General features: G+C 36.0%; 16 protein-coding genes. 8 read left to right on the top strand and 8 right to left on the bottom strand.

Features of this window, described 5'->3' with window-relative positions; translation table 11 throughout:
- Positions 1–53: 53 nt before the first annotated feature.
- The 6 genes from AC3RVF_RS02755 to AC3RVF_RS02730 form a co-directional block, all read right to left on the bottom strand.
- Positions 54–494 (bottom strand): hypothetical protein, encoded by a 441-nt coding sequence (locus AC3RVF_RS02755; RefSeq protein WP_489690162.1) that lies wholly within the window; start codon positions 492–494, stop codon positions 54–56.
- Positions 495–590: 96 nt separating this feature from the next.
- Positions 591–3,224, bottom strand: a complete 2,634-nt coding sequence (locus AC3RVF_RS02750) for a TonB-dependent receptor (protein ID WP_489690163.1) — start codon at positions 3,222–3,224, stop codon at positions 591–593.
- Positions 3,225–3,412: 188 nt separating this feature from the next.
- Complete coding sequence (locus tag AC3RVF_RS02745) at positions 3,413–4,636, bottom strand: M23 family metallopeptidase (RefSeq protein ID WP_489692679.1); 1,224 nt, start codon at positions 4,634–4,636, stop codon at positions 3,413–3,415.
- Between the two features lie 29 nt (positions 4,637–4,665).
- Positions 4,666–5,439, bottom strand: coding sequence for a DUF3108 domain-containing protein (locus AC3RVF_RS02740; protein WP_489692678.1), 774 nt, complete (start codon positions 5,437–5,439; stop codon positions 4,666–4,668).
- A 111-nt stretch (positions 5,440–5,550) separates the two neighbouring features.
- Positions 5,551–6,711, bottom strand: a complete 1,161-nt coding sequence (gene hppD, locus AC3RVF_RS02735; RefSeq protein ID WP_489692677.1) for a 4-hydroxyphenylpyruvate dioxygenase — start codon at positions 6,709–6,711, stop codon at positions 5,551–5,553.
- Positions 6,712–6,729: 18 nt separating this feature from the next.
- Positions 6,730–7,890, bottom strand: coding sequence for a homogentisate 1,2-dioxygenase (locus tag AC3RVF_RS02730; protein ID WP_489692676.1), 1,161 nt, complete (start codon positions 7,888–7,890; stop codon positions 6,730–6,732).
- A 344-nt stretch (positions 7,891–8,234) separates the two neighbouring features.
- Here AC3RVF_RS02730 and AC3RVF_RS02725 point away from each other — a divergent pair, with 344 nt between their 5' ends.
- The 3 genes from AC3RVF_RS02725 to AC3RVF_RS02715 are packed head-to-tail and all read left to right on the top strand — an operon-like array spanning position 8,235 to position 11,921.
- Complete coding sequence (locus AC3RVF_RS02725; protein WP_489690168.1) at positions 8,235–8,462, top strand: hypothetical protein; 228 nt, start codon at positions 8,235–8,237, stop codon at positions 8,460–8,462.
- Between the two features lie 53 nt (positions 8,463–8,515).
- Positions 8,516–9,235, top strand: coding sequence for a GLPGLI family protein (locus AC3RVF_RS02720; RefSeq protein WP_489690169.1), 720 nt, complete (start codon positions 8,516–8,518; stop codon positions 9,233–9,235).
- On the top strand, positions 9,171–11,921 hold the full coding sequence (locus AC3RVF_RS02715) for a carboxypeptidase-like regulatory domain-containing protein (protein ID WP_489692675.1): 2,751 nt from the start codon (positions 9,171–9,173) through the stop codon (positions 11,919–11,921). Before AC3RVF_RS02720 ends, AC3RVF_RS02715 begins: the two co-directional genes overlap by 65 nt.
- Here the strand turns inward: AC3RVF_RS02715 and AC3RVF_RS02710 are convergent.
- Entirely contained in the window at positions 11,918–14,149 is a 2,232-nt protein-coding gene (locus AC3RVF_RS02710) for a patatin-like phospholipase family protein (protein ID WP_489692674.1), read from the bottom strand. The genes AC3RVF_RS02715 and AC3RVF_RS02710 overlap by 4 nt on opposite strands.
- Positions 14,150–14,190: 41 nt before the next feature.
- The gene (gene uvrC, locus AC3RVF_RS02705) at positions 14,191–15,984 is read right to left on the bottom strand and encodes an excinuclease ABC subunit UvrC (protein ID WP_489690172.1); all 1,794 of its coding nucleotides are present in this window, start codon (positions 15,982–15,984) and stop codon (positions 14,191–14,193) included.
- Positions 15,985–16,118: 134 nt separating this feature from the next.
- On the opposite strand from uvrC, the gene AC3RVF_RS02700 reads away from it, so the two are divergent.
- From AC3RVF_RS02700 to AC3RVF_RS02680, 5 genes are all read left to right on the top strand, one after another.
- Positions 16,119–16,988 (top strand): ATP-grasp domain-containing protein, encoded by an 870-nt coding sequence (locus AC3RVF_RS02700; protein ID WP_489690173.1) that lies wholly within the window; start codon positions 16,119–16,121, stop codon positions 16,986–16,988.
- A gap of 123 nt (positions 16,989–17,111) precedes the next feature.
- Positions 17,112–17,537, top strand: coding sequence for an ATP-dependent zinc protease family protein (locus AC3RVF_RS02695; protein ID WP_489690174.1), 426 nt, complete (start codon positions 17,112–17,114; stop codon positions 17,535–17,537).
- Positions 17,534–18,406 carry a 30S ribosomal protein S6--L-glutamate ligase gene (rimK, locus tag AC3RVF_RS02690; protein WP_489690175.1) on the top strand — a complete coding sequence of 291 codons (873 nt, stop codon included), beginning with the start codon at positions 17,534–17,536 and terminating at the stop codon, positions 18,404–18,406. Before AC3RVF_RS02695 ends, rimK begins: the two co-directional genes overlap by 4 nt.
- Before the next feature lie 2 nt (positions 18,407–18,408).
- Positions 18,409–19,410, top strand: a complete 1,002-nt coding sequence (locus AC3RVF_RS02685) for a succinylglutamate desuccinylase/aspartoacylase family protein (protein ID WP_489690176.1) — start codon at positions 18,409–18,411, stop codon at positions 19,408–19,410.
- Positions 19,411–19,512: 102 nt separating this feature from the next.
- A complete protein-coding gene (locus AC3RVF_RS02680; RefSeq protein ID WP_489692673.1) occupies positions 19,513–20,082 on the top strand; it encodes a 5-formyltetrahydrofolate cyclo-ligase in 570 nt (189 codons plus the stop codon).
- Positions 20,083–20,085 lie beyond the last annotated feature (3 nt).

Below are 20,085 nucleotides of genomic sequence, written 5' to 3'. Positions count from 1 at the left end.
CGTAAGCGCACGATTAATCGCGCGCTTACGTATTAATTATAAAAATATTTCCATTAAAACCATTGGTTCCACGGAATTCTGCTGAGCATTAAAACTAGAGCGATAGTATAAAATATCGCTAGGGTTTTAAACTTGCCGTGCGAGAGTAATTTCTTTTTATGTTTAGAATATCCAATTGTTATGAAAATAACGGTTAAAATCATTACAAATGGATGCTCTACCGCATAGAGTCTGTATTCGGAATTCTTCATTACTTCACCCATACCAGAATTGATAATATTCTGCAGTCCCAAAGGAGAAATAAAATAGATGATTAAACCTATAAGCAGTTGAATGTGTGTTACAATAAGTGCAAATAGTGAAATTCTGAAATCTTTAGCCGCATATTCCCTTTTAGAGAAAAAACCTACGAGTGCATTAAAAGCTGCAAGTAGCAGAACAAGAAGTACTAAATAAGCCCAGTAAGAATGAATAAATTGAAAAGTTGTGTACATAGTAGATTGATTTTGTAGTGCTTCAAATATAAGGTTTATAAACAAAAAAAATGCCCCAAAAGTTTGGGGCATTTTTAGTAAACAATCAAATGTTTTTTAGAAGTCGTAACGCAAGCTAGCATTCCAAGTTCTTCCGTTACCGTAATAGTAACCGAATGAATCTTTTTGACCTAAATACATCTCGTTTGTTGCGTTGTAAACGTTTGCTCTAAATGTAAAGTCGTTACCTCCAAAGGCAAATTTGTAAGTAATACCAGCATCAAGTACGCTGTATGCAGGTAAACGCTCTGCTTGATAAACATCGCCAGCAATTGAAGCATCAACTACATCTTCTGCATCTACGAAACCGTATAAATCTGCATAAATGTTATAATCAGCATCTATAGAAAGACCACCAATAATATTGTATTTGAAACCAAAACCGAAAGAGGTTTGTGGTGCATTACCGATTTTAGTTCCAGTTAAATCTACTGTTCCAGATTCTAACAATGCATTCGTATTGTCTTCTCTTGTTTGGAATGGTGTTTCTCCGTCATATTTCCAGTTACCAATACTACCAAAAGCTCTAAACATAAAATCGCTTGAGTAACGGTATTTACCTTCAAATTCAAAACCTTTGTGAACTTGAGTAATATCAGTAAATCTTTGGTAACGATCTTTTTGTTCAACTGGGTTAGAAGATGTTGGATCTGCTTCAATAAATCCTCCAGAAAGGAAACGGTTACCCCAAGTGGTGTAATATCCGTTTAAATCTAAGCTAAATTTACCAGCACGAATTCTATAACCAACTTCAAGGCCTAAAATTTCCTCGTTGTCAATTTCGTTTTCACCTTCAAGAATATAGTTTGAATTTCTGATGTCTGTGAAAATGTTATCTAAGAAAGGTTGTCTTGAGTAGTAACCTGCATTTGCGAAAAGAGTGCTGTTTTCTACAATTGTGTAGCCCATACCCCCTTTAACATTGTAGCCAATTTTATTTACTTTTTCAGATTTTCCAAGACCATTAACGCCTTCTACTTCTGAACCTTCAGCACGACCTTCTCTTTGGTAGCTTTGTGTAGAAACTGCTCCTTGAACAAAGGCTGAAAAGTTATCTGTTTTATATTCAGCTTGACTGAAACCACCTATGTAGTTGATGTATTCTGAATAGTCATAATTGAAACGTTGTCCTTCGTCTGCAGAGTTAAATAATGCAGCCCAAGGATCAGCTTCAAATGTTTCGCTTATTACGTAATCACTATCTCTAGAATCACCGTAACCAAAGTTATCTGCATACCCTTGAAGACCTAAAAGGTTGTTCATTTGGTACCAGTGGCTTCCTTTGTAAAGACGTGAATCAAGACCAACGTTTAATGTAAAGTTATCGCTTACTGCACTTTCAAGATTTGTAAGGAAACCGAACCAGTTATGATTGTTAACAGACATTCTTCTTGCAAGCGAACCTGAGCCAAAGCCTCCAATTCCGTTGTCAGCGCCTTCAATGTTACTGTCTATAATAGCGTTGAAATCTATTTCGCCATTATTATCGCGAATAATGTTTCTTGAGCTACCTGCAGGTCCTGTTCCACCACCGCGACCAAAAGAAGCGTAAGCAACAGAAGACAAGTTAGTTTTCTCACTTATAGTCCAATCCCAGTTAAGGTTAACGATTGGCTTGTGATAGTAATTTCTTCTAATAGTATATCTCTCACCATCTAAAAATCCAGAGTTGCTGTTGTAGCGTTTTCCGTATTGATCATAATCTTCCAAAGATTTTGAGAAGTTCTGATCGTGCCATTGTGGAGCACCTGTTAACAAGAAGTTGAAGGAATGCTTATCACTTGGCACATAACCCACTCCAATAAAATAATTTTGACCTTGTCCAGCTGTACCCAATGAATATTTATTATGTGCTTGCCAGTGGTCAAGTAAAAATGAGTAAGCCCATTTTCCTTTTAAACCAGAGTCGTAGCTTATAGTTCCTTTAAAGTAACTATCGTTACCAGTCATAAAACGTGCAAAACCACCTTCTTTTCTACCCGCAGCGCGAGATACAATGTTTACTGTTCCACCTACTGATGAAATAGCCAGTTTTGATGAGCCCAAACCACGTTGAACTTGAATTGCATTTGCAACGTCTGATATACCAGACCAGTTAGACCAGTACATTCTACCATCTTCCATTCCGTTAATTGGTTGCCCGTTTAAAAGGAATGCTGTGTTTGTTTGATCGAAACCACGTAAAAACATTTGTGAATCTCCAAAACCACCAGCTTGGTTAGAAACGTACACACTAGGAGTACTTTTTATAGCTTCTGGAAATTCTACGTTTCCAACTGCTTTTGCCTGAATTTCAGCTGCAGAGATTGTAGAAACCGCGATTGGAGTTTGACGGTCTTTTGCTAAGTCAATAATTCCTCTACCTACAATTACTACTTCTTCAAGAGCATCTGCATCTACTGTAATTTTAATGTTGCCAATTACAGCAGTTGTACCTACAGCTTTAAAAGGAACTTTTTCAATGGTATACCCAATGTATGAAATGGTAAGTGTACCCGTTTTAGCAGAAGTTTGTAATGTAAAGTTTCCGTCAAAATCGGTAATGGCACCATTTGTTGTGCCAGTTTCAACCACATTGGCTCCTGCCAATGGACTGTTAGATTCAGAATCGATTACTGTTCCAGTAACCGTAGTTTGTGAAAAAGCGGCAAAACCGCCTAGTAAAAAAACAAGAAGTAAAAGTTTTCTCATGAATTTAAATTTTAGGTTTAAAAATTTCGGCAAAAATACAATCTTATCTAATTTCTCGCCAACAAAAGTCATTAAGATATCATTAAGAAAAATACTTTAGTTTAAAGATAAAATTTAAAGGATAAAAGGTTGAATTATCGAGAGTTAATTAATAACAACGTTATTAACATGTTAAGGTTATGACAAATTTAAAAAACAATACAGTCTAATTTTTCCTTCAGCGGACGCAGATTTGCGAAATATTGCTCGTGTAGATTCTTAGCAAGTGGTTGCGAAAAAGGAGTATCTTCTTTAAAAGGATCTACTTCTTTTCCATTTTTCCAGAAACGATAGCAAACATGAGGACCACCGGTATTTCCCGTCATACCAATCCAACCAATCACATCTCCTTGGCTTACGTGCTGGCCTACTTTTACATTACGAGCTTTCATATGTAAGTACTGGGTTTCATAGGTGCCGTTATGCCGTATTTTTACATAGTTGCCATTTCCACCCTTTCTTTCAGATTTTGTAATAACTCCGTCTGCAGTAGCTAATATTGGGGTTCCGATGGCCGCTGCGAAATCTGTACCACGGTGCGGACGTAATTTGAAACCGTAATATTTTATACGTCGTGTAAGGTTATATCGCGAAGATATTCTGCTAAATTGAACCGGTGCCTTTAGAAATGCACGTTTTAAGTTATTTGCTTTTTCATCGTAATAGCCAGTTATTTTCCCCAAAGAATCTGAAGAAAACTTAAAGGCATAAAGCTTTTTGCCACCATGCTCAAAGTAAGCAGCCTTTATTTCCTTAAGCCCACCGGGAATGGTATCGTCTATAAATTTTTCGGTATAAACTACTTTAAAACGATCTCCAGGTTGTAGTTTAAAAAAGTTGATAGTCCAAGCATAAATGTTCGCTAACTGATCAGACATATAAGGACTCAAATTCTGTTCCTCCATAGTTGCCGAAAGCGAACTAGTAATTATACCTGAAGCTTCTCTTTCTTCATAACGAACCGGTTTTTGGCTATTATAAATACTTAAGTTGTTTCTAAAATCTACAACCGCATAATCCACTTTATTAGATTCGTATATAAAAACTTGGGTACGGTTTAAGGAGTCTTTGGAGTTGAGCAGCACATAAGGTTTACCAACTATAATTCTACGAACATCAAAGCTATCGCGGAATTTGGTAGCTACCTCCATTATTTTATCTTGTGGAACACCGTTTGCAAAAAGTATATCGCCAAAGGTATCGCCTTTACGAATAGTGTCTCTTACAACATTAAAATCGTTTAAAATATAACCGTATTGCTCTATTGTTGCTTCTTGTGCAATTTCATTAGGATCGGCAACGTCATCTTTTGTTTTTTCACAAGCGGTAGTAAGTAGGATAAGGGTTAGTACAGCTAAAATTAATTTCTTCAATGTTGGGGTGTTTTCTGTATTATTTATTCTTAATCTGCAATTATTTTAAAGGAGTGTTGCAATCCTTTGAATTCGGTTAAAGTTGCTTTTAAGGAACCAACGGCCAAATCTGCTTTTATAAGCAACGGTATTTTGTTTTTATCATCACTAACCCAAACAGTTAGGCTTTCCTTTTCCTTAAAAACGCGACCAGACTGAACGTATGGTCTAAAAATAAGCGTTTGTACACGCCCAAAATTAGTATCTAAAATTTCTTTTCCAAGGAATTTTAACCTGAATTTGAAATTTTCTTGATCAAAAAACATATTCATCTCTATCACGTCTCCCTTTTTTATGTTTTCGGTGTCTAAATGGTTCCGAAGATAATAAAAAGCCGAGATCATGTCTTGGGTATCTTCGGGAAACGAAAATACACCAGTTTCATTGTTTTTTTTATCGTTTACTGTAGCTTTTTTTGTGGAATGATTGAAATCTATCTCAATATCTTTGGTGTAACCACCTTCATCAATTTTGCGAATAAATCGATATGGAATATCTTTTTGCTTGTCTATATACGATTGATAATCGTCCTTTACTTTAAAAAACCACTTTGACACGCCTACTGTTTCGCCATAGCCCTTAACGTGAAAAACTTCCTTTCCTTTAATTGTGGAATTATTCACCTTGAGCGTTGCATAACCTGCGGTTACAAAGCCATAATGTACGCGGAATTTAAAATATTCTCCATCGCCATAAGATCTTTCTTGTGCAGATAAAGAAACGAAATTGCCTAAAATAATTAAAACCGCGAACAGCTTTTTCATAGATATAACTTAAGGGGGTTTTTAATGATTCTAGGAATTACAACTACCATTCCAAAAAAAAATAAAACCCCACCTTGAATAAGACGATGGGGTTTCAATAATGTTACATATCTATAGTGTTCCTCGTTGTTCTTGCTCGCGTTCTATAGATTCAAAAAGCGCTTTAAAGTTTCCAGCTCCAAAACCTTTTGCACCCATTCGCTGAATTATTTCGAAAAACAATGTTGGTCGATCCTCCAAAGGTTTTGTGAATATTTGAAGTAAGTACCCATCTTCGTCGGCATCGATCATAATTGAAAGTCTTTTTAGTTCGTTGATGTCTTCCTTCATCATACTCATGTGATCGCCCAATCTACGTGGAATATCATCATAATACGATTGCGGTGGCGGTGGTAGAAATTCAATTCCGCGATCCTTCAATTGACTTACAGTTTTAATAATATCATCTGTTGCAACAGCTAAATGCTGCACTCCCGAATCTTCATAAAAATCTAGATATTCTTCAATCTGCGATTTCTTTATGCCTTTGGCCGGTTCATTAATAGGAAATTTTATACGTCCGTTGCCATTGCTCATCACCTTGCTCATCAATGCCGAATATTCAGTGTGAATCTGCTTATCGTCAAACGAAAGGAAATTTACAAATCCCATAACGTCTTCGTACCACTTTACCCATTTATTCATTTGACCCCAACCTACGTTGCCAACCATATGATCTATATATTTTAAACCAGTTGGAGTTGGATTGTAATCGCTTTTCCATTCACGGAAACCTGGTAAAAATGCTCCGTTGTAGTTTTTTCGCTCTACAAACATATGCACTGTTTCGCCGTAGGTGTATATTCCACTTCGCACAACTTCGCCGTGCTCGTCTTTTTCAACGGTGGGTTCCATAAAGGGTTTTGCACCGCGTTTTGTAGTTTCTTCAAAAGCACTTGTTGCGTCATCTACCCAAAGGGCAATAACTTTTACACCGTCGCCATGTTTTACAATATGATCGTTTATTGGAGATTTACTGGTTAATGGGGTGGTAAGCACAAGTTTTATTTTATCCTGTGTTAAAACATAACTCACAGAATCGCGCGAACCAGTTTCTAAACCTTTATAAGCATGAGACTGAAAGCCAAAAGCTGTTTTATAAAAATGTGCAGATTGTTTTGCGTTTCCAACGTAGAATTCTACGTAGTCTGTTCCCAATAATGGCAGAAAATCTTCTGCTCCTTCAAATATTTTCTCCAGTCCGTAATCGACCGATTTTACTTCTTTGCTCATAATTAAATCTTTAAAATTTTAATGTTCTAACCAACTTTGGTAATACGTTCCATCTGAAAGTTTCAAACCGTCCTCAGTTACTTGTAACGGTTTAAATGTATCTACCATAACGGCAAGTTCTTCTGTTTTCGTTTTTCCAATACTTCGCTCTGCGGCTCCTGGGTGCGGCCCGTGTGGAATTCCCGCCGGGTGAAGCGTTATTTGACCAGCTTCAATATCATTCCTACTCATAAAATCACCATCTACATAATATAACACCTCATCACTGTCAATATTGCTATGATTATACGGCGCAGGAATACTTAGCGGGTGATAATCATAGAGACGTGGCACAAAACTACATACTACAAACGCATCTGTTTCAAAAGTTTGGTGCACTGGCGGTGGTTGGTGAATGCGGCCTGTAATTGGTTCAAAATCGTGAATTGATAAAGCATACGGAAAATTATAACCGTCATAACCCACTACATCAAAAGGATGTGTAGCGTAAACCATTTCAAAAATATCATCCTGCTTTTTCACTTTTACTAGAAACTCCCCTTTTTCGTTATGGTGCTCAAGTTCTTGTGGTCTGCGAATGTCTCGCTCGCAATAAGGTGAATGCTCTAAAAGCTGCCCAAACCAGTTTCTATATCGTTTTGGAGTGTAAATGGGACGTCGAGATTCCACGATAAATAATCGATTGTCTTCCGTATCAAAATCTATTTGATAGATAATTCCGCGGGGAATAATTAAATAATCGCCGTATTTAAAATCGAGATTGCCTAAAAAAGTTCGCAGTTTTCCGCTGCCTTTGTGGATGAAAATCATTTCATCAGCATCGGTGTTTTTATAAAAATAATCTTTTTGCGATTCTTGCGGCGCGGCAAGTATTATGCTGCAATCGCTATTGGTGAGTACCGTTTTACGGCTGTTGAGATAATCTTTTTCAGGTTTTATGTCGAAACCCTTTAACCGAAGCGATTCCATATTATTGGTGCGCGCAATCTTAGGGGCAACGTTGTATTGTTTCTTAATTTCCTTTACTTGTGTAGGGCGATATTCATGATAAATATTGCTGTACATGCCATCGAAACCTACAGTCCCGAAAAGCTGTTCGGAATAAAGGCTCCCATCAGGTTTCCGAAATTGGGTATGGCGTTTAGGCGGTATTTTGCCCAGTTTGTGATAGAAAGGCATCTTTTTAAGTTAATGGGTTATTGAGTTATTGTGTTCATTAATTTATCGCAAAATATGAATTTGTGATTAAAGTTTTTCCTAATATCTTAGCAACCAAACCACTTAATAACTCTTCTCTACAAATATCGGAAAAATATACTATTTAGTTTAATAAGAAAAAACAAAAACCTGTTTCAACTATTATTGAAAATTTAAAAATTTATTAATGAAAACGAAATATTGATTATTGACCTGATAATCAATAACGTATTTCATAAAATGAAAGATGAAAATGTTAAAGTTTTGGCAATGTCGTTTTTTTTTTTTTGTCTTTGATAAACTATTAACCGTAAAACCATATTTTTATGAAAAAATTATTTTTAACGGCGTCTATTTGCTTATTTATGGCAGTATCCGCTAATGCTTCAACAAACTTAACTGGCAACATAGACGAAAGTTCACTAATTGTTAATTGTTTTGGTGAATGGACCGCTGCATATAACGGTGCTCTTGAAGCTGGTTTTTCTACTGAAACAGCATTAGAGATTGCTAGAAGAGTATTTGAGCAATGTGCTTTCGGTAATAATTATTAAACTTTAAATTTCCCTAAATCTTATTTTAAGATTTAGGGAATAACAATTTTAACATGAAGAATTTACTATACTTTACTTTTTTAATATTTACTCTTACTACTTACGCACAATCAAATAATAAATTTGTTGTTCATTATTCTACTACATCATCTTGGAATTCTGAGAACATAAATGCAGAAAACAAGCCAAGCTCGCAAGCATTGTATTTTGCTGAACAATTGAAAAAGGATATTGAAAGCATGGAGTATGAGCTACGCGTAGATGGGACCAAGAGTGAGTTTTCTATGATTAACAAACTAAATGCCCCAGGCAAAAGAGAAAACTATGTTGCCGCAGTTGAAAAAAATGAGCGTTTTTACATCGATGCTGGCGAGTATATTAACCAAAAAGAATTTCAAGGGGATGAATTTCTTATAACAGCTCCCTCTAATCAAATACAATGGACATTAAAAAATGAAAAAAAACAAATTTTGGGCTTTGAATGTTTAAAAGCAGAATACATATCTACAGAACATGGTAAATCATTAAAGGTTGTAGCTTGGTATGCTCCCAAGTTACCCTTCCAATTTGGACCAAAAGGCTATCATGGTTTGCCGGGATTAATATTGCAACTTGTCCAAAATAATAAAATAATATATACTGCAGATTCAATTATGGAAGATGCAAATGTATGGGTTCTCAAGCCTACAACGGGGAAAAAAATTACTCTTGAAAAATTTAATACACTTGTTGATGCTACTGCAACTGAAATGGAAGCATCTAGAAAAAATTAATTTTGAAAATTCAAATATTGTTTTTTTAGTCCTGTTTTTAACAGGATTTTTTTCGTTACAGGCTCAGGAAGTTTCTTTACAAGGCAAACTACATGATAGCCTGCAAAAGCCTTTAGAATATGCTAATGTGCTTGCTATACCCAAGAGTCCTAAAGAAAATATTGTTTTTTCTATTAGCGACAACAAAGGCCATTACAAGTTGTATCTTAAAAAAAACATCTTATATACAATAGAAATAAGTTATTTAGGTTTTCAAAAAATCAGTTCAGACATAACCCTAATCGAAAACACCACGAGAGATTTTGTGCTGCAGCCAAGCAATGAAAACCTCGAAGAAGTAATTTTAAAACAACGACTGGCTGTTAATGCAAGAAAAGACACCATAACGTATCGGACTGATGTGTTTGTCACGGGCGAAGAGCGGAAACTGCGGGAAATACTAAAGAAACTACCAGGGGTTGAGGTGGATCGTGATGGCAATGTAAAAGTAAACGGAAAAAAGGTGGATAAGTTTTTAGTAGAGGGTAAACCATTTTTTACAGGCGATACTAAACTAGGTGTAAACAACATCCCTGCAGATGCTGTTGATGAAGTTGAGGTATTAGAAAATTACAGTGAAATTGCATTTTTAAAAGATTTAAGCGACAGCGATGTAATGGCTATGAACATAAAATTAAAAGCGGGGAAGAAAAAATTTATCTTTGGCGACATAGAGATCGGAGGCGGTGTTGAAGAAAAATATCTATTGCACCCAAGCCTCTTTTATTACAGTCCAAAAACCAATATAAATTTTATTGGAGATATCAATAACACTGGCAAAAAAAGTTTCACCCTTAACGATTACATCAATTTCCAAGGCGGATTTACAAAATTAATAGATAATCCCACAGGCTATCAAAATTTATTGAGCAGCAATTTTACAAAATACCTCTCAAATAACGATTTTGTACATAACCGAAATACTTTTGGTGCGTTTTCACTTTCACAACAAATATCTGCAACAACTTCAGTAAATGCCTATAGTATTATTAATGCTAGCAATACTGAGACTGAAGTTAAAAACAACAATACTTATTTGTTGGAAAATATAGTTACAAATATTGAAGGTAGGAGTATTAAAACAAAGACAGACAATTTATTTACACTAAGTAAAATCACTACTAAATATGTTCCTAATACTGATGAAGACTTAACTTATGAGTTGGTTATAAAAAGTACGGAAGGTACAACAAATGAGCGTTTGGAATCTTTCAGTTTCTTAGATAGTAATTTTGTAGTATCCAAATTAAATCCTACTTCTTTTGAATTGAACCAAAATTTAGGGTATAGTAAACGATTTTCATATAATCATACCACAACCTTAAACGCAAATTTAAACGTTTCTTCAAATAAAAATAGTACAGTTTGGCAGTTTTCAGACACAATATTTAATGGAATTGTTCCATTGCAAGGCGAAAGACCTTTTTTACTATCACAAAAAATAGACTCCAGAATTTATGATGCTTCTTTCGCCATAAAGCATTATTGGGTGCTCAACAATTTTAACCATATATATCCCATAGTCGGCTACAATTTTTCAAAACAGGAATACGACACAAGAGATGAGCAATTAATTAGTGAAGGAACAAATAGTTTTGCAAATTCCGGTTTCAACAATGAAACTGAACTTCTGCTAAACGATTCTTATATTGGGTTTCAATATAAATTTAAAACAGGAGATTTTATCTTTAAACCCGGATTGGTGTATCATTATTATTATTGGAAAGTTTATCAAGACTCAATTCCCCAAGTATCAAAATATAAAACACAACTATTGCCAGAAATGAAAATAGATTGGGAGCTTAAAAGCAGTGAAAAGGTAAACTTTAAATACAATTTAGATTCCCGCTTCAATGATGTTTCATTTTTTTCAAACAGATTACGCTTGCAGGGTTTTAATACACTTTACAAAGGAAATACCAATATTGAAAATGAATTGGCGCATCGTGTTTCGTTGTCCTATTATAAATTCAGTCTGCTCCGTGGGCTTTTTATGAATGCAAATATTAATTATACCAAAAAAGTAAAAACTATCCAAAACACAACAATCTTAGATGGAATTGACCAAATAAATACTACATTTTATTCAGATTTGCCCGAAAATAGATTTGTTGTGAATGCCTCCTTTTCAAAAAAAATTAAGAAAATTAAATATACGTTTGCAGCTAATACTTCGTTTTCGGACTACTCTAGAAACGTAAATAATTCACTAACAAAATATAAAAGCAGTAACTATAATTATACTATAAAAGCAGAGTCCTATTTTAAGGAATTCCCAAACATAGAGATTGGTTTACGTCAAGGATTCAGTAATTTTTCTTCGGCAACAATAGAAAGTAACTTTATTCAAACTGACCCCTATTTAAATCTAGAATATGACTTTTTAGATGGGTTTATTCTAAAAACAGATTACTCTTTTTCACAGTATAAAAACAGAACCAATACTACAAAAAATAATTTTCAGTTAGGAAATGCCTCATTATTTTATAACAGAGAAGATAGCCCTTGGGGCTTTGAAGTTGAAGCAACCAATCTATTTGATGTAAAATTAAAGAATGAAAATACTTTCAGCCAGTTTATTGTAACTGACACCCAAATATTTATTCAGCCAAGAACGATAATCTTCAAGCTTTCTTATAAATACTAAAACCGATACCCCAACACAACATACCACTCGCTGCGATCCAATTCTGGCGAATAGGAATATTTAACTTCCATTGGCCCCAAGATTGTTTCTAAACCGTAGCCCAAAGAATAACCCGAATAATCTACCCCGTTAATCCATTCACCAGTTTCAAAAAGGTCGTTGCCAATATTGGCAATGTTCGCAGAAATATTGATGTGATTTTTTCTAACTATTTCATAATCAAAAGTCAGAGTAGATTTAAGATAAGTATTCCCTCGTAGCGAAATAGCTTCGTAACCCATAAAAGGAATAATGTTATTCATTTCTTTAAAACCGTAACCTCCCAAAGCAAAATCGAGCGTTGTGGTTTCGGGACCACCCAATTTAAAACCTCCCTCGCCAGTTATATGTGCCGAAAATGCATTGAAAAAGGTATGAGCATATCCTATTTTTGCCTTCGCTACAGAGAAAGGCTGAAACTCTTTATTGCGGCCTTGCGCCAAAAGATACCAATGAAAATCGCCCGAAAAATAGGCGCCAGATTTTGGAAAGAAACTATTGTCGTACGTATCGTACTTCAAATACCCTAAAGCACTGTAATAATTGGTGCTCTCAAAAACGGTGCGCGGCATATTCTGATCGTCTGTCCCGATTGTTTCAGATAGATAACGAAGGTATTTGTGCTCTCCTCCTAAACCAAAAATAAAAGTTCTGCGGAAGAGCGTTTCAAAATAAAGCTGATTAGTGAAATCACTATACTTTATAGAAAGTTTGTTAATTGGTATGGTTAGTTCGGCGTTTATATCTGCATCAATAAAACTTAGTGGCACATCTGTTTCAACAAAGTGATATTTAGAATTGAAACCCACGCTCCAATAAAAACCTTTGTCTATATAATATTCAAAATTATAACGCAAATTGTCGCCCGCAATTAAATCTAATGAAGCAATATCGTTATTGGTAAAAAGTCGTTTTCGGGTAATATTAACCAAAGCAGAGGTTTTAAATAAATCGTCATAATGTGCACCAAAACGTAGCATCAGGGACGAGTTACTTTCACGTAATTGTAATAATAGGGTGTTTTGGTTATTATCGTCTTCAAAGAATCTGTAATTAATATCTTGAAAATTTCCGGTGGCAGATAAGTTATTTATGCCTTCGCCAAAATCTTTAAAACTAACCTTATCTGGGGTACGAAGCTTAAGTTTACCCAAAACATAACTTCGGCTATATTTTTCATTTCCTTCAATTCTCACTTCTTTTATAAAAACCGAATCTTGAGTTTCAAACTTCATTTCGCTTTTTTTGAATGGAAGTTGTTGTGCGGCAATTTGGCTAAGTTCTTCTCGGTACGAATTTGCAGCAGTTACGCCCGACTCAACAATTTTTTGTCCTTCGTTAAAAGAAACCACCGAAAAATCCTTAATATTTGGATGAATGTAAACGTCGGTTTTTCCACGTTTGTCAATCATATCGTTAATTGTGCGAAAATTATTTATCTGCACCAAAACATCAAAAGCAGATTTTAATTTTTGGCGTGCTTTTAGACTGTCCTGCACATCTATGCCAATAATGATATCCATTCCCTTGGCACGTACTTCGTTTACAGGATAGTTATTCACAACTCCGCCATCTATTAGCACTTTTCCATCTATAATTACCGGACTAAAAAGGGATGGTAATGCGCCACTGGCAATAACTGCACGCGGCAGATAGCCTCGATCTAAAATTACTTCTTTCCCTGTTTCAACATTAGTGGCAACACAGAAAAACGGAATTGGCAACTCGCTGAAATCTGAAACAGTACTTACATGACTGGTTAATTTTGACAGCAAATTATATACATTCTGCCCCTTGGAAAGTCCAGACGGAAAACCAATTTTAAAACCATCAAAAGGAAGCACCAATGCATATTTTTCAGACTCTTTTTTTTCGTAAAAAGTTTTTGCGCTTCGCGGAATATTGTCCTGTATTAATTGGCTAAAATTCGTTTGCCTAAAAATACTGTCTAACTGGTTTGCAGAATATCCAGCCGCATATAGTGCCCCTATAATTGCGCCCATACTTGTACCGCCAATGTAATCTATGCGTACTCCCGATTCCTCTATAACTTTCAATGCTCCAATGTGTGCCAAACCTTTAGCGCCACCACCACTCAGTACAAGACCTACTTTTAAATCCTTCTGATTTTCTTGCGAAAAAGAAAAGGTTGAAATTAAAATTAATACTATATAAAGTATTTGTTTCATCTATTGTACTTCTTTGAATCTTGGATTATTAAAAAGCTTCATTATTCATTATTAAAATGTTCCAGCAACTTATTTGCTCTGCTGGCGCCCACAACTTTTGAAAGCTCTTCAAAATTGGCTTCAGCAATTCGTTTTGTGCTTTTAAAATGTTTCAACAACTCCACTACTGTTTTTTCGCCAATGCCGGGAATGGTTTCTAACTCCGTATTCAGTGCCTGTTTGCTGCGCTTACTTCTGTGAAAGGTAATTCCAAAACGGTGCGCCTCGTTTCGCAATTGCTGTATTATTTTTAAAGTTTCACTCTTTTTGTCTAAATATAGCGGAATGGGATCGTCGGGGTAAAACAATTCTTCCAAGCGTTTTGCAATTCCAACTATGGCAATTTTTCCGCGTAAACCCAACTTGTCTAAACTTTTTAAAGAAGAAGAAAGCTGCCCCTTCCCTCCATCAATGATGATTAGTTGCGGCAATGGTTGCTCCTCTTCCAGCAATCTTTTATAACGGCGATATACAACTTCTTCCATCGAAGCAAAATCATCTGCCCCTACAACCGTTTTTATATTGAATTTACGATAATCCTTTTTACTCGGTTTTCCATTTTTAAAAACCACACAAGCAGCAACGGGATTTGTACCCTGAATATTACTATTATCAAAACACTCTATATGTCGTGGTTCTTCGCTTAACCTTAAATCTTTTTTCATCTGCGCCATAATGCGCTTTTCGTGACGGTCCGGATCTACAATTTTAGCCTGCTTAAAACGATCCATTCTGAAGTATTTTGCATTCCGTTCAGAAAGGTCGAGGATTGCTTTTTTATCACCCAGCTTTGGCACGTGTACTTTCATGTCTTCACCCAGTTCTACTTCAAAAGGTACATAAATTTCATTTGAAAGTGAATTGAAACGTTGTCGCAATTCTATAATGGCAAGCTGAAGCAACTCTTCGTCGGTTTCATCAAGCTTCTTTTTTATTTCCAAAGTATGCGACCTAATAATCGCGCCGTGCGAAAGCTGAAGAAAATTTACATACCCATAACTCTCATCAGAAATTATGGTGAACACATCTACATTATTAATCTTCGGGTTTACAACCGTAGATTTTGACTGATAATTCTCCAAAACATCAATCTTTTCCTTTACGCGCTGCGCCTCTTCAAATTTTAAATCGGCCGCCAATTCCTTCATCTGACTTTTGAATTTATAAAGCGAATCCTTAAAATTTCCTTTTACAATATTACGGATGGCTTCAATATTTTCGTGATATTCTTTTTCAGAATAAAAGCCTTCGCAAGGGCCCAAACAGTTTCCCAAATGGAACTCCAAACACACTTTATATCTATCTGTCCTAATTTTTTCTTCGCAAAGATCGTAGTTGCAAGTACGCAGCGGATAAAGCCCTTTTATTAAATCGAGCAGCGTGTGCACGGTTTTCATACTCGTGTACGGCCCGTAATATTCGCTTCCGTCTTTTATCATTCGCCGTGTTGGGAAAACACGTGGAAATCGTTCGTTTTTAATGCAAATCCACGGATACGTTTTATCGTCTTTCAGCAGCACATTATAGCGTGGCTGATAGTTTTTTATCAAATTGTTTTCCAACAAAAGTGCATCGGTTTCGGTTTTTACTACGATGTGCTTTATGGTTTCAATTTTTTTTACGAGCATGCGGGTTTTGCCATTCTCCTGCGTTTTGTTGAAGTAAGACGCTACCCTTTTTTTTAGATTTTTTGCCTTGCCCACATACAGCAATTTCCCATCTTTATCGTAGTATTGATAAACACCGGGCGAATCGGGAAGTGTTGAAATTTGAAGAGTTACCGAAGCATTGGCCATAGCCTCAAAGATACTTGTTTGAAAATTTTATATGAAGGGTTTTTCGAAGCTATATGTTAATAATGGATTAAAGTTTTTAAGTGCTTCAATGCCTCTTTCTCTTTTTAGTTAAATTGCACCATCAATAATCATCTATGAACATTGCCATTCTTTCCCGTGGGGAAGCATTATATTCCACAAAAAGTCTTTTAAGTGCTGGCGAAGCGCGCAACCATACTATGGAAGTTTTAGACCCTTCCTATTGCAATCTTGCCGTAGAAAATGGAAAAGCGGCGCTCTATTTTCAAAATGAAAAAGTAGAAGATATTCACGCAATTATTCCAAGAATTGGCGCTTCAAACACCTATTTTGGAAGCAATGTTGTGCGTCATTTTGAGGCGATGGGCGTTTTTACTGTGGTTACTTCTGAAGGAATTATAAATAGTCGCGATAAATGGATGTCGTTCCAAATATTAGCGAAACACCAAATTCCAGTGCCACGTACGATGTATGCTTCATTTTTTGAATTTGAAGAGCAGCTAAAAACCTTCAACGGCAAACCAATAATAATAAAGCTTTTGGAAGGCACGCACGGCGAAGGAGTGATTCTTTCCGAAAGTCCGCAGAATGCCTTGGCAACGATTGAAACTTTGAATGCAGCGGGTGTAAAATTTATTCTTCAGGAATATATTGAAGAAGCAAATGGCGCAGATGTACGTGCAATTGTAGTTGATGGCGTTGTGGTTGCGGCAATGAAACGCAAATGTAAAATTGGAGATTTCCGCAGTAATTTGCATCGCGGCGGTTCTTCAGAAATAATAGAACTTTCTTCCGCAGAGGAAAAAATAGCTATAAAAGCTGCAAAAGCAATGGGTCTCGGATTTTGTGGCGTAGATATTCTGCAATCTAAAAATGGGCCATTAGTTTTAGAAATTAACAGCACACCAGGCTTGGAAGGTATTGAAAATACTTCTGGAAAAAATGTTTCAAAAAGTGTAATTGGATTCATCGAACGCAACAAGTAGCTACGCGATGCATCGCGTATCCATATTATATTGCGTACCCTCCCAATTGAATTTATTTGTTTTTAGAAATTTGTCTTTTGGAATTTTTATTAATTATCTTGCATTAATAAAATCCCCATTACATTGATTAGAAACATTGGCAGAATAGACAAAGCAGATTTTCCATCTCTAAATTTGTTCGATATTGAAGTAAAAATTGATACGGGCGCCTATACTTCTTCAATTCATTGCAAAAACATGAAAGTTGAAGATAGTTATCTGAAATGCAATTTTTTAGATGAAGAACACCCAAGTTATCACGAAAAAGAAATCGTATTTGACGAATATGATGTTAAGGTAGTTAAAAGTAGCAACGGCCAATCTGAAACCAGATACAGAATTAAAACTGAAATACTGCTTTTTGGAAAGTTGCAACCTATTTATTTAACATTGAGCGACCGAGAAGAAATGCGTTTTCCTGTACTTTTAGGACGAAATTTTTTAAGTAAGAAATATATAGTAGATATTAACAAAACCAACCTTTCCTTTAAACTAAAAACCAAAAAATGAAAATTAGAATATTATCGGCGAATGCAAACCTATACTCCACTCAACGTCTTGTTGAGGCGGCAAAAGCAAGAAAACACGACGTGGAGATAATTAACCACGCCAAGTGTGATATTGTAATTGAGAAGAAAAATCCGGTAATAATATATAAAGGTCAAAGGTTAGACCACACAGATGCAATTATTCCAAGAATTGGAGCATCTGTAACATTTTATGGTACGGCCGTAGTGCGACAGTTTGAAATGTTGCGCGTTTTTACAACTACAGAATCGCAAGCATTAGTACGTTCGCGCGACAAATTAAGAAGTTTACAGATTCTTTCTCGCGCTGGTTTAGGATTACCGAAAACCGTTTTCACCAATTATTCTAAAAACGTAAAGGAAATTGTAGACCAAGCTGGTGGCGCGCCTGTAATTATTAAATTGTTAGAAGGTACTCAAGGCATCGGCGTAATTTTAGTTGAAAGTAGAAAAGCGGCAGAATCGGTTATTGAAGCTTTCAACAATTTGCAGGCTCGTGTTATTGTTCAGGAATTTATAAAAGAAGCTGGAGGCGCAGATATTCGTGCATTTATAGTGGATGGACAGGTTGTTGGCGCAATGAAGCGACAAGGAAAAGAAGGTGAATTTAGAAGTAATTTGCACCGCGGAGGAACGGCTTCAGTAATAAAACTTACCGATGAAGAAGAAACCGCAGCACTTAAAGCTGCAAAAGCAATGGGGCTTGGAATTGCTGGAGTCGATATGCTTCAATCTGCACGTGGACCACTTATTTTAGAAGTAAATTCTTCTCCAGGTTTGGAAGGAATTGAACAGGCTACCGGAAAAGACATTGCAAACTCCATTATAAAATACATTGAACGGAACGTATAAAAATGGCGAAAAAGGACGAACGCGATATAGTAATATTAAACGAGCACGTAGCACTTGGCGAAAGCAAAACAATTGATTTCAGCATTGCTAAGCTTTACACTTCAACGAAAGTTGAAATTCCAATTATTATTGAGCGTTCCAAAATACCAGGGCCAACGGTTTTAATTACCGCCGCCATTCACGGCGACGAAATAAACGGCGTTGAAATTGTACGTCAGCTAATAGCTCGAAAACTAAACAAACCAAAACGCGGCACCATTATATGTATCCCGATTCTCAACGTATTCGGATTTTTAAATGGCGACCGTTCCTTTCCGGATGGGCGCGACCTCAATAGAGTTTTTCCGGGCACTAAATCGGGTTCATTAGCGAGCCGAGTAGCGTATCATTTTACTAAAAAAGTATTGCCGCATGCAGATTATTGTTTGGATTTTCACACAGGTGGAGCCAGCCGTTTTAACGCTGCGCAAATTCGGATAAAACCTGGTGATGACAGACTTCTCGAGTTGGCGAAGGCTTTTAATGCTCCGTTTACTGTGTATTCAAACACACTTGAAAAATCATATAGAAATACCTGTTATAAAATGGGCATTCCAACACTTCTTTTTGAAGGCGGAAAAAGTCGTGAAAGCAACAAACATATTGCAAAAGAAGGCGTTGATGGTATTTTGCGTTTTCTAGAACATTTGGATATGTTGGGTAAAAGAATTGTTGCTCCAGAACCAAATGCGAAAACTGTAATTATTGAAAAAAGTAAATGGATACGCGCTTACCGAAGCGGTTTGCTACACGTAAAAATAGAGTGTAACAAACACGTAGAAAAAGGCGAGTTTTTAGCTACAATTACAGATCCATACGGTAAAATGCGCTTCAAGGTTACTTCACCAAATGAAGGCTACATTATTAATGTAAACCAATCGCCCATTGTAAATCAAGGTGACGCTATTTTTCATATTTCCACTATAAATACCGTGAATACGGATGATGAAGAAATGGAAGATTGACGCCCCCTAGCCCCCAAAGGGGGAATTATAAATTCAATTATTTTCCTGCAAGGTGTCATTGCGAGGCACGAAGCAATCTCCTTGTAGGTCTTTCTAAAAACTATGGCGAACAAAGCTACTTTACGTACAAAATATAAAAAACTTCGTGAAAATATTTCGGAAGATGCTATAGAAGAAATGAGCCTGCAGATTGCAAATCAGGCTTTAAAGCTTCCTATTTGGCAACAAACCTACTACCATATTTTTCTTCCTATTTCTGATAAAAAAGAAGTGAATACCGAGTATTTAATGCACATTCTACAAGGAAAAGATAAGAGTATTGTTGTTTCAAAAGCAGATTTTAAGTCTGGCGAAATGCAAAATATTTTATTGCAAGAAAACACAATTATAAAAACCTCATCGTATGGCATTCCCGAGCCAGTTTCTGGAATTGAAATCGCCCCAGAAATAATTGAAGTTGTCTTCGTTCCATTACTTGCTTATGATGTAAAAGGGCATCGTGTGGGTTATGGAAAAGGATTTTACGACCGATTTTTAGCAAAATGCACTTCCAAAACATTATTTGTTGGACTTTCATTCTTTGACGCAGAGCCAACAATTTTTAGTGATTCAAATGATGTTCCTTTGGATTTTTGTGTTACACCGAATGCGATCATCGATTTTAAAAAATAAGAA

This window comes from Aequorivita sp. IT1183 (genome assembly GCF_058068265.1).
This window is presented reverse-complemented; position numbering and strand designations above follow the sequence as displayed.

What these genes read in the sequence shown, in the direction of transcription:
- AC3RVF_RS02730 (WP_489692676.1), bottom strand. Translation starts at nt 7,890, where the DNA reads ATGCCTTTCTATCACAAACTGGGCAAAATACCGCCTAAACGCCATACC.
- AC3RVF_RS02750 (WP_489690163.1), bottom strand. Translation starts at nt 3,224, where the DNA reads ATGAGAAAACTTTTACTTCTTGTTTTTTTACTAGGCGGTTTTGCCGCT.
- AC3RVF_RS02725 (WP_489690168.1), top strand. Translation starts at nt 8,235, where the DNA reads ATGAAAAAATTATTTTTAACGGCGTCTATTTGCTTATTTATGGCAGTA.
- AC3RVF_RS02755 (WP_489690162.1), bottom strand. Translation starts at nt 494, where the DNA reads ATGTACACAACTTTTCAATTTATTCATTCTTACTGGGCTTATTTAGTA.
- AC3RVF_RS02740 (WP_489692678.1), bottom strand. Translation starts at nt 5,439, where the DNA reads ATGAAAAAGCTGTTCGCGGTTTTAATTATTTTAGGCAATTTCGTTTCT.
- AC3RVF_RS02680 (WP_489692673.1), top strand. Translation starts at nt 19,513, where the DNA reads ATGGCGAACAAAGCTACTTTACGTACAAAATATAAAAAACTTCGTGAA.
- AC3RVF_RS02720 (WP_489690169.1), top strand. Translation starts at nt 8,516, where the DNA reads ATGAAGAATTTACTATACTTTACTTTTTTAATATTTACTCTTACTACT.
- rimK (WP_489690175.1), top strand. Translation starts at nt 17,534, where the DNA reads ATGAAAATTAGAATATTATCGGCGAATGCAAACCTATACTCCACTCAA.
- uvrC (WP_489690172.1), bottom strand. Translation starts at nt 15,984, where the DNA reads ATGGCCAATGCTTCGGTAACTCTTCAAATTTCAACACTTCCCGATTCG.
- AC3RVF_RS02685 (WP_489690176.1), top strand. Translation starts at nt 18,409, where the DNA reads ATGGCGAAAAAGGACGAACGCGATATAGTAATATTAAACGAGCACGTA.
- AC3RVF_RS02710 (WP_489692674.1), bottom strand. Translation starts at nt 14,149, where the DNA reads ATGAAACAAATACTTTATATAGTATTAATTTTAATTTCAACCTTTTCT.
- AC3RVF_RS02700 (WP_489690173.1), top strand. Translation starts at nt 16,119, where the DNA reads ATGAACATTGCCATTCTTTCCCGTGGGGAAGCATTATATTCCACAAAA.
- hppD (WP_489692677.1), bottom strand. Translation starts at nt 6,711, where the DNA reads ATGAGCAAAGAAGTAAAATCGGTCGATTACGGACTGGAGAAAATATTT.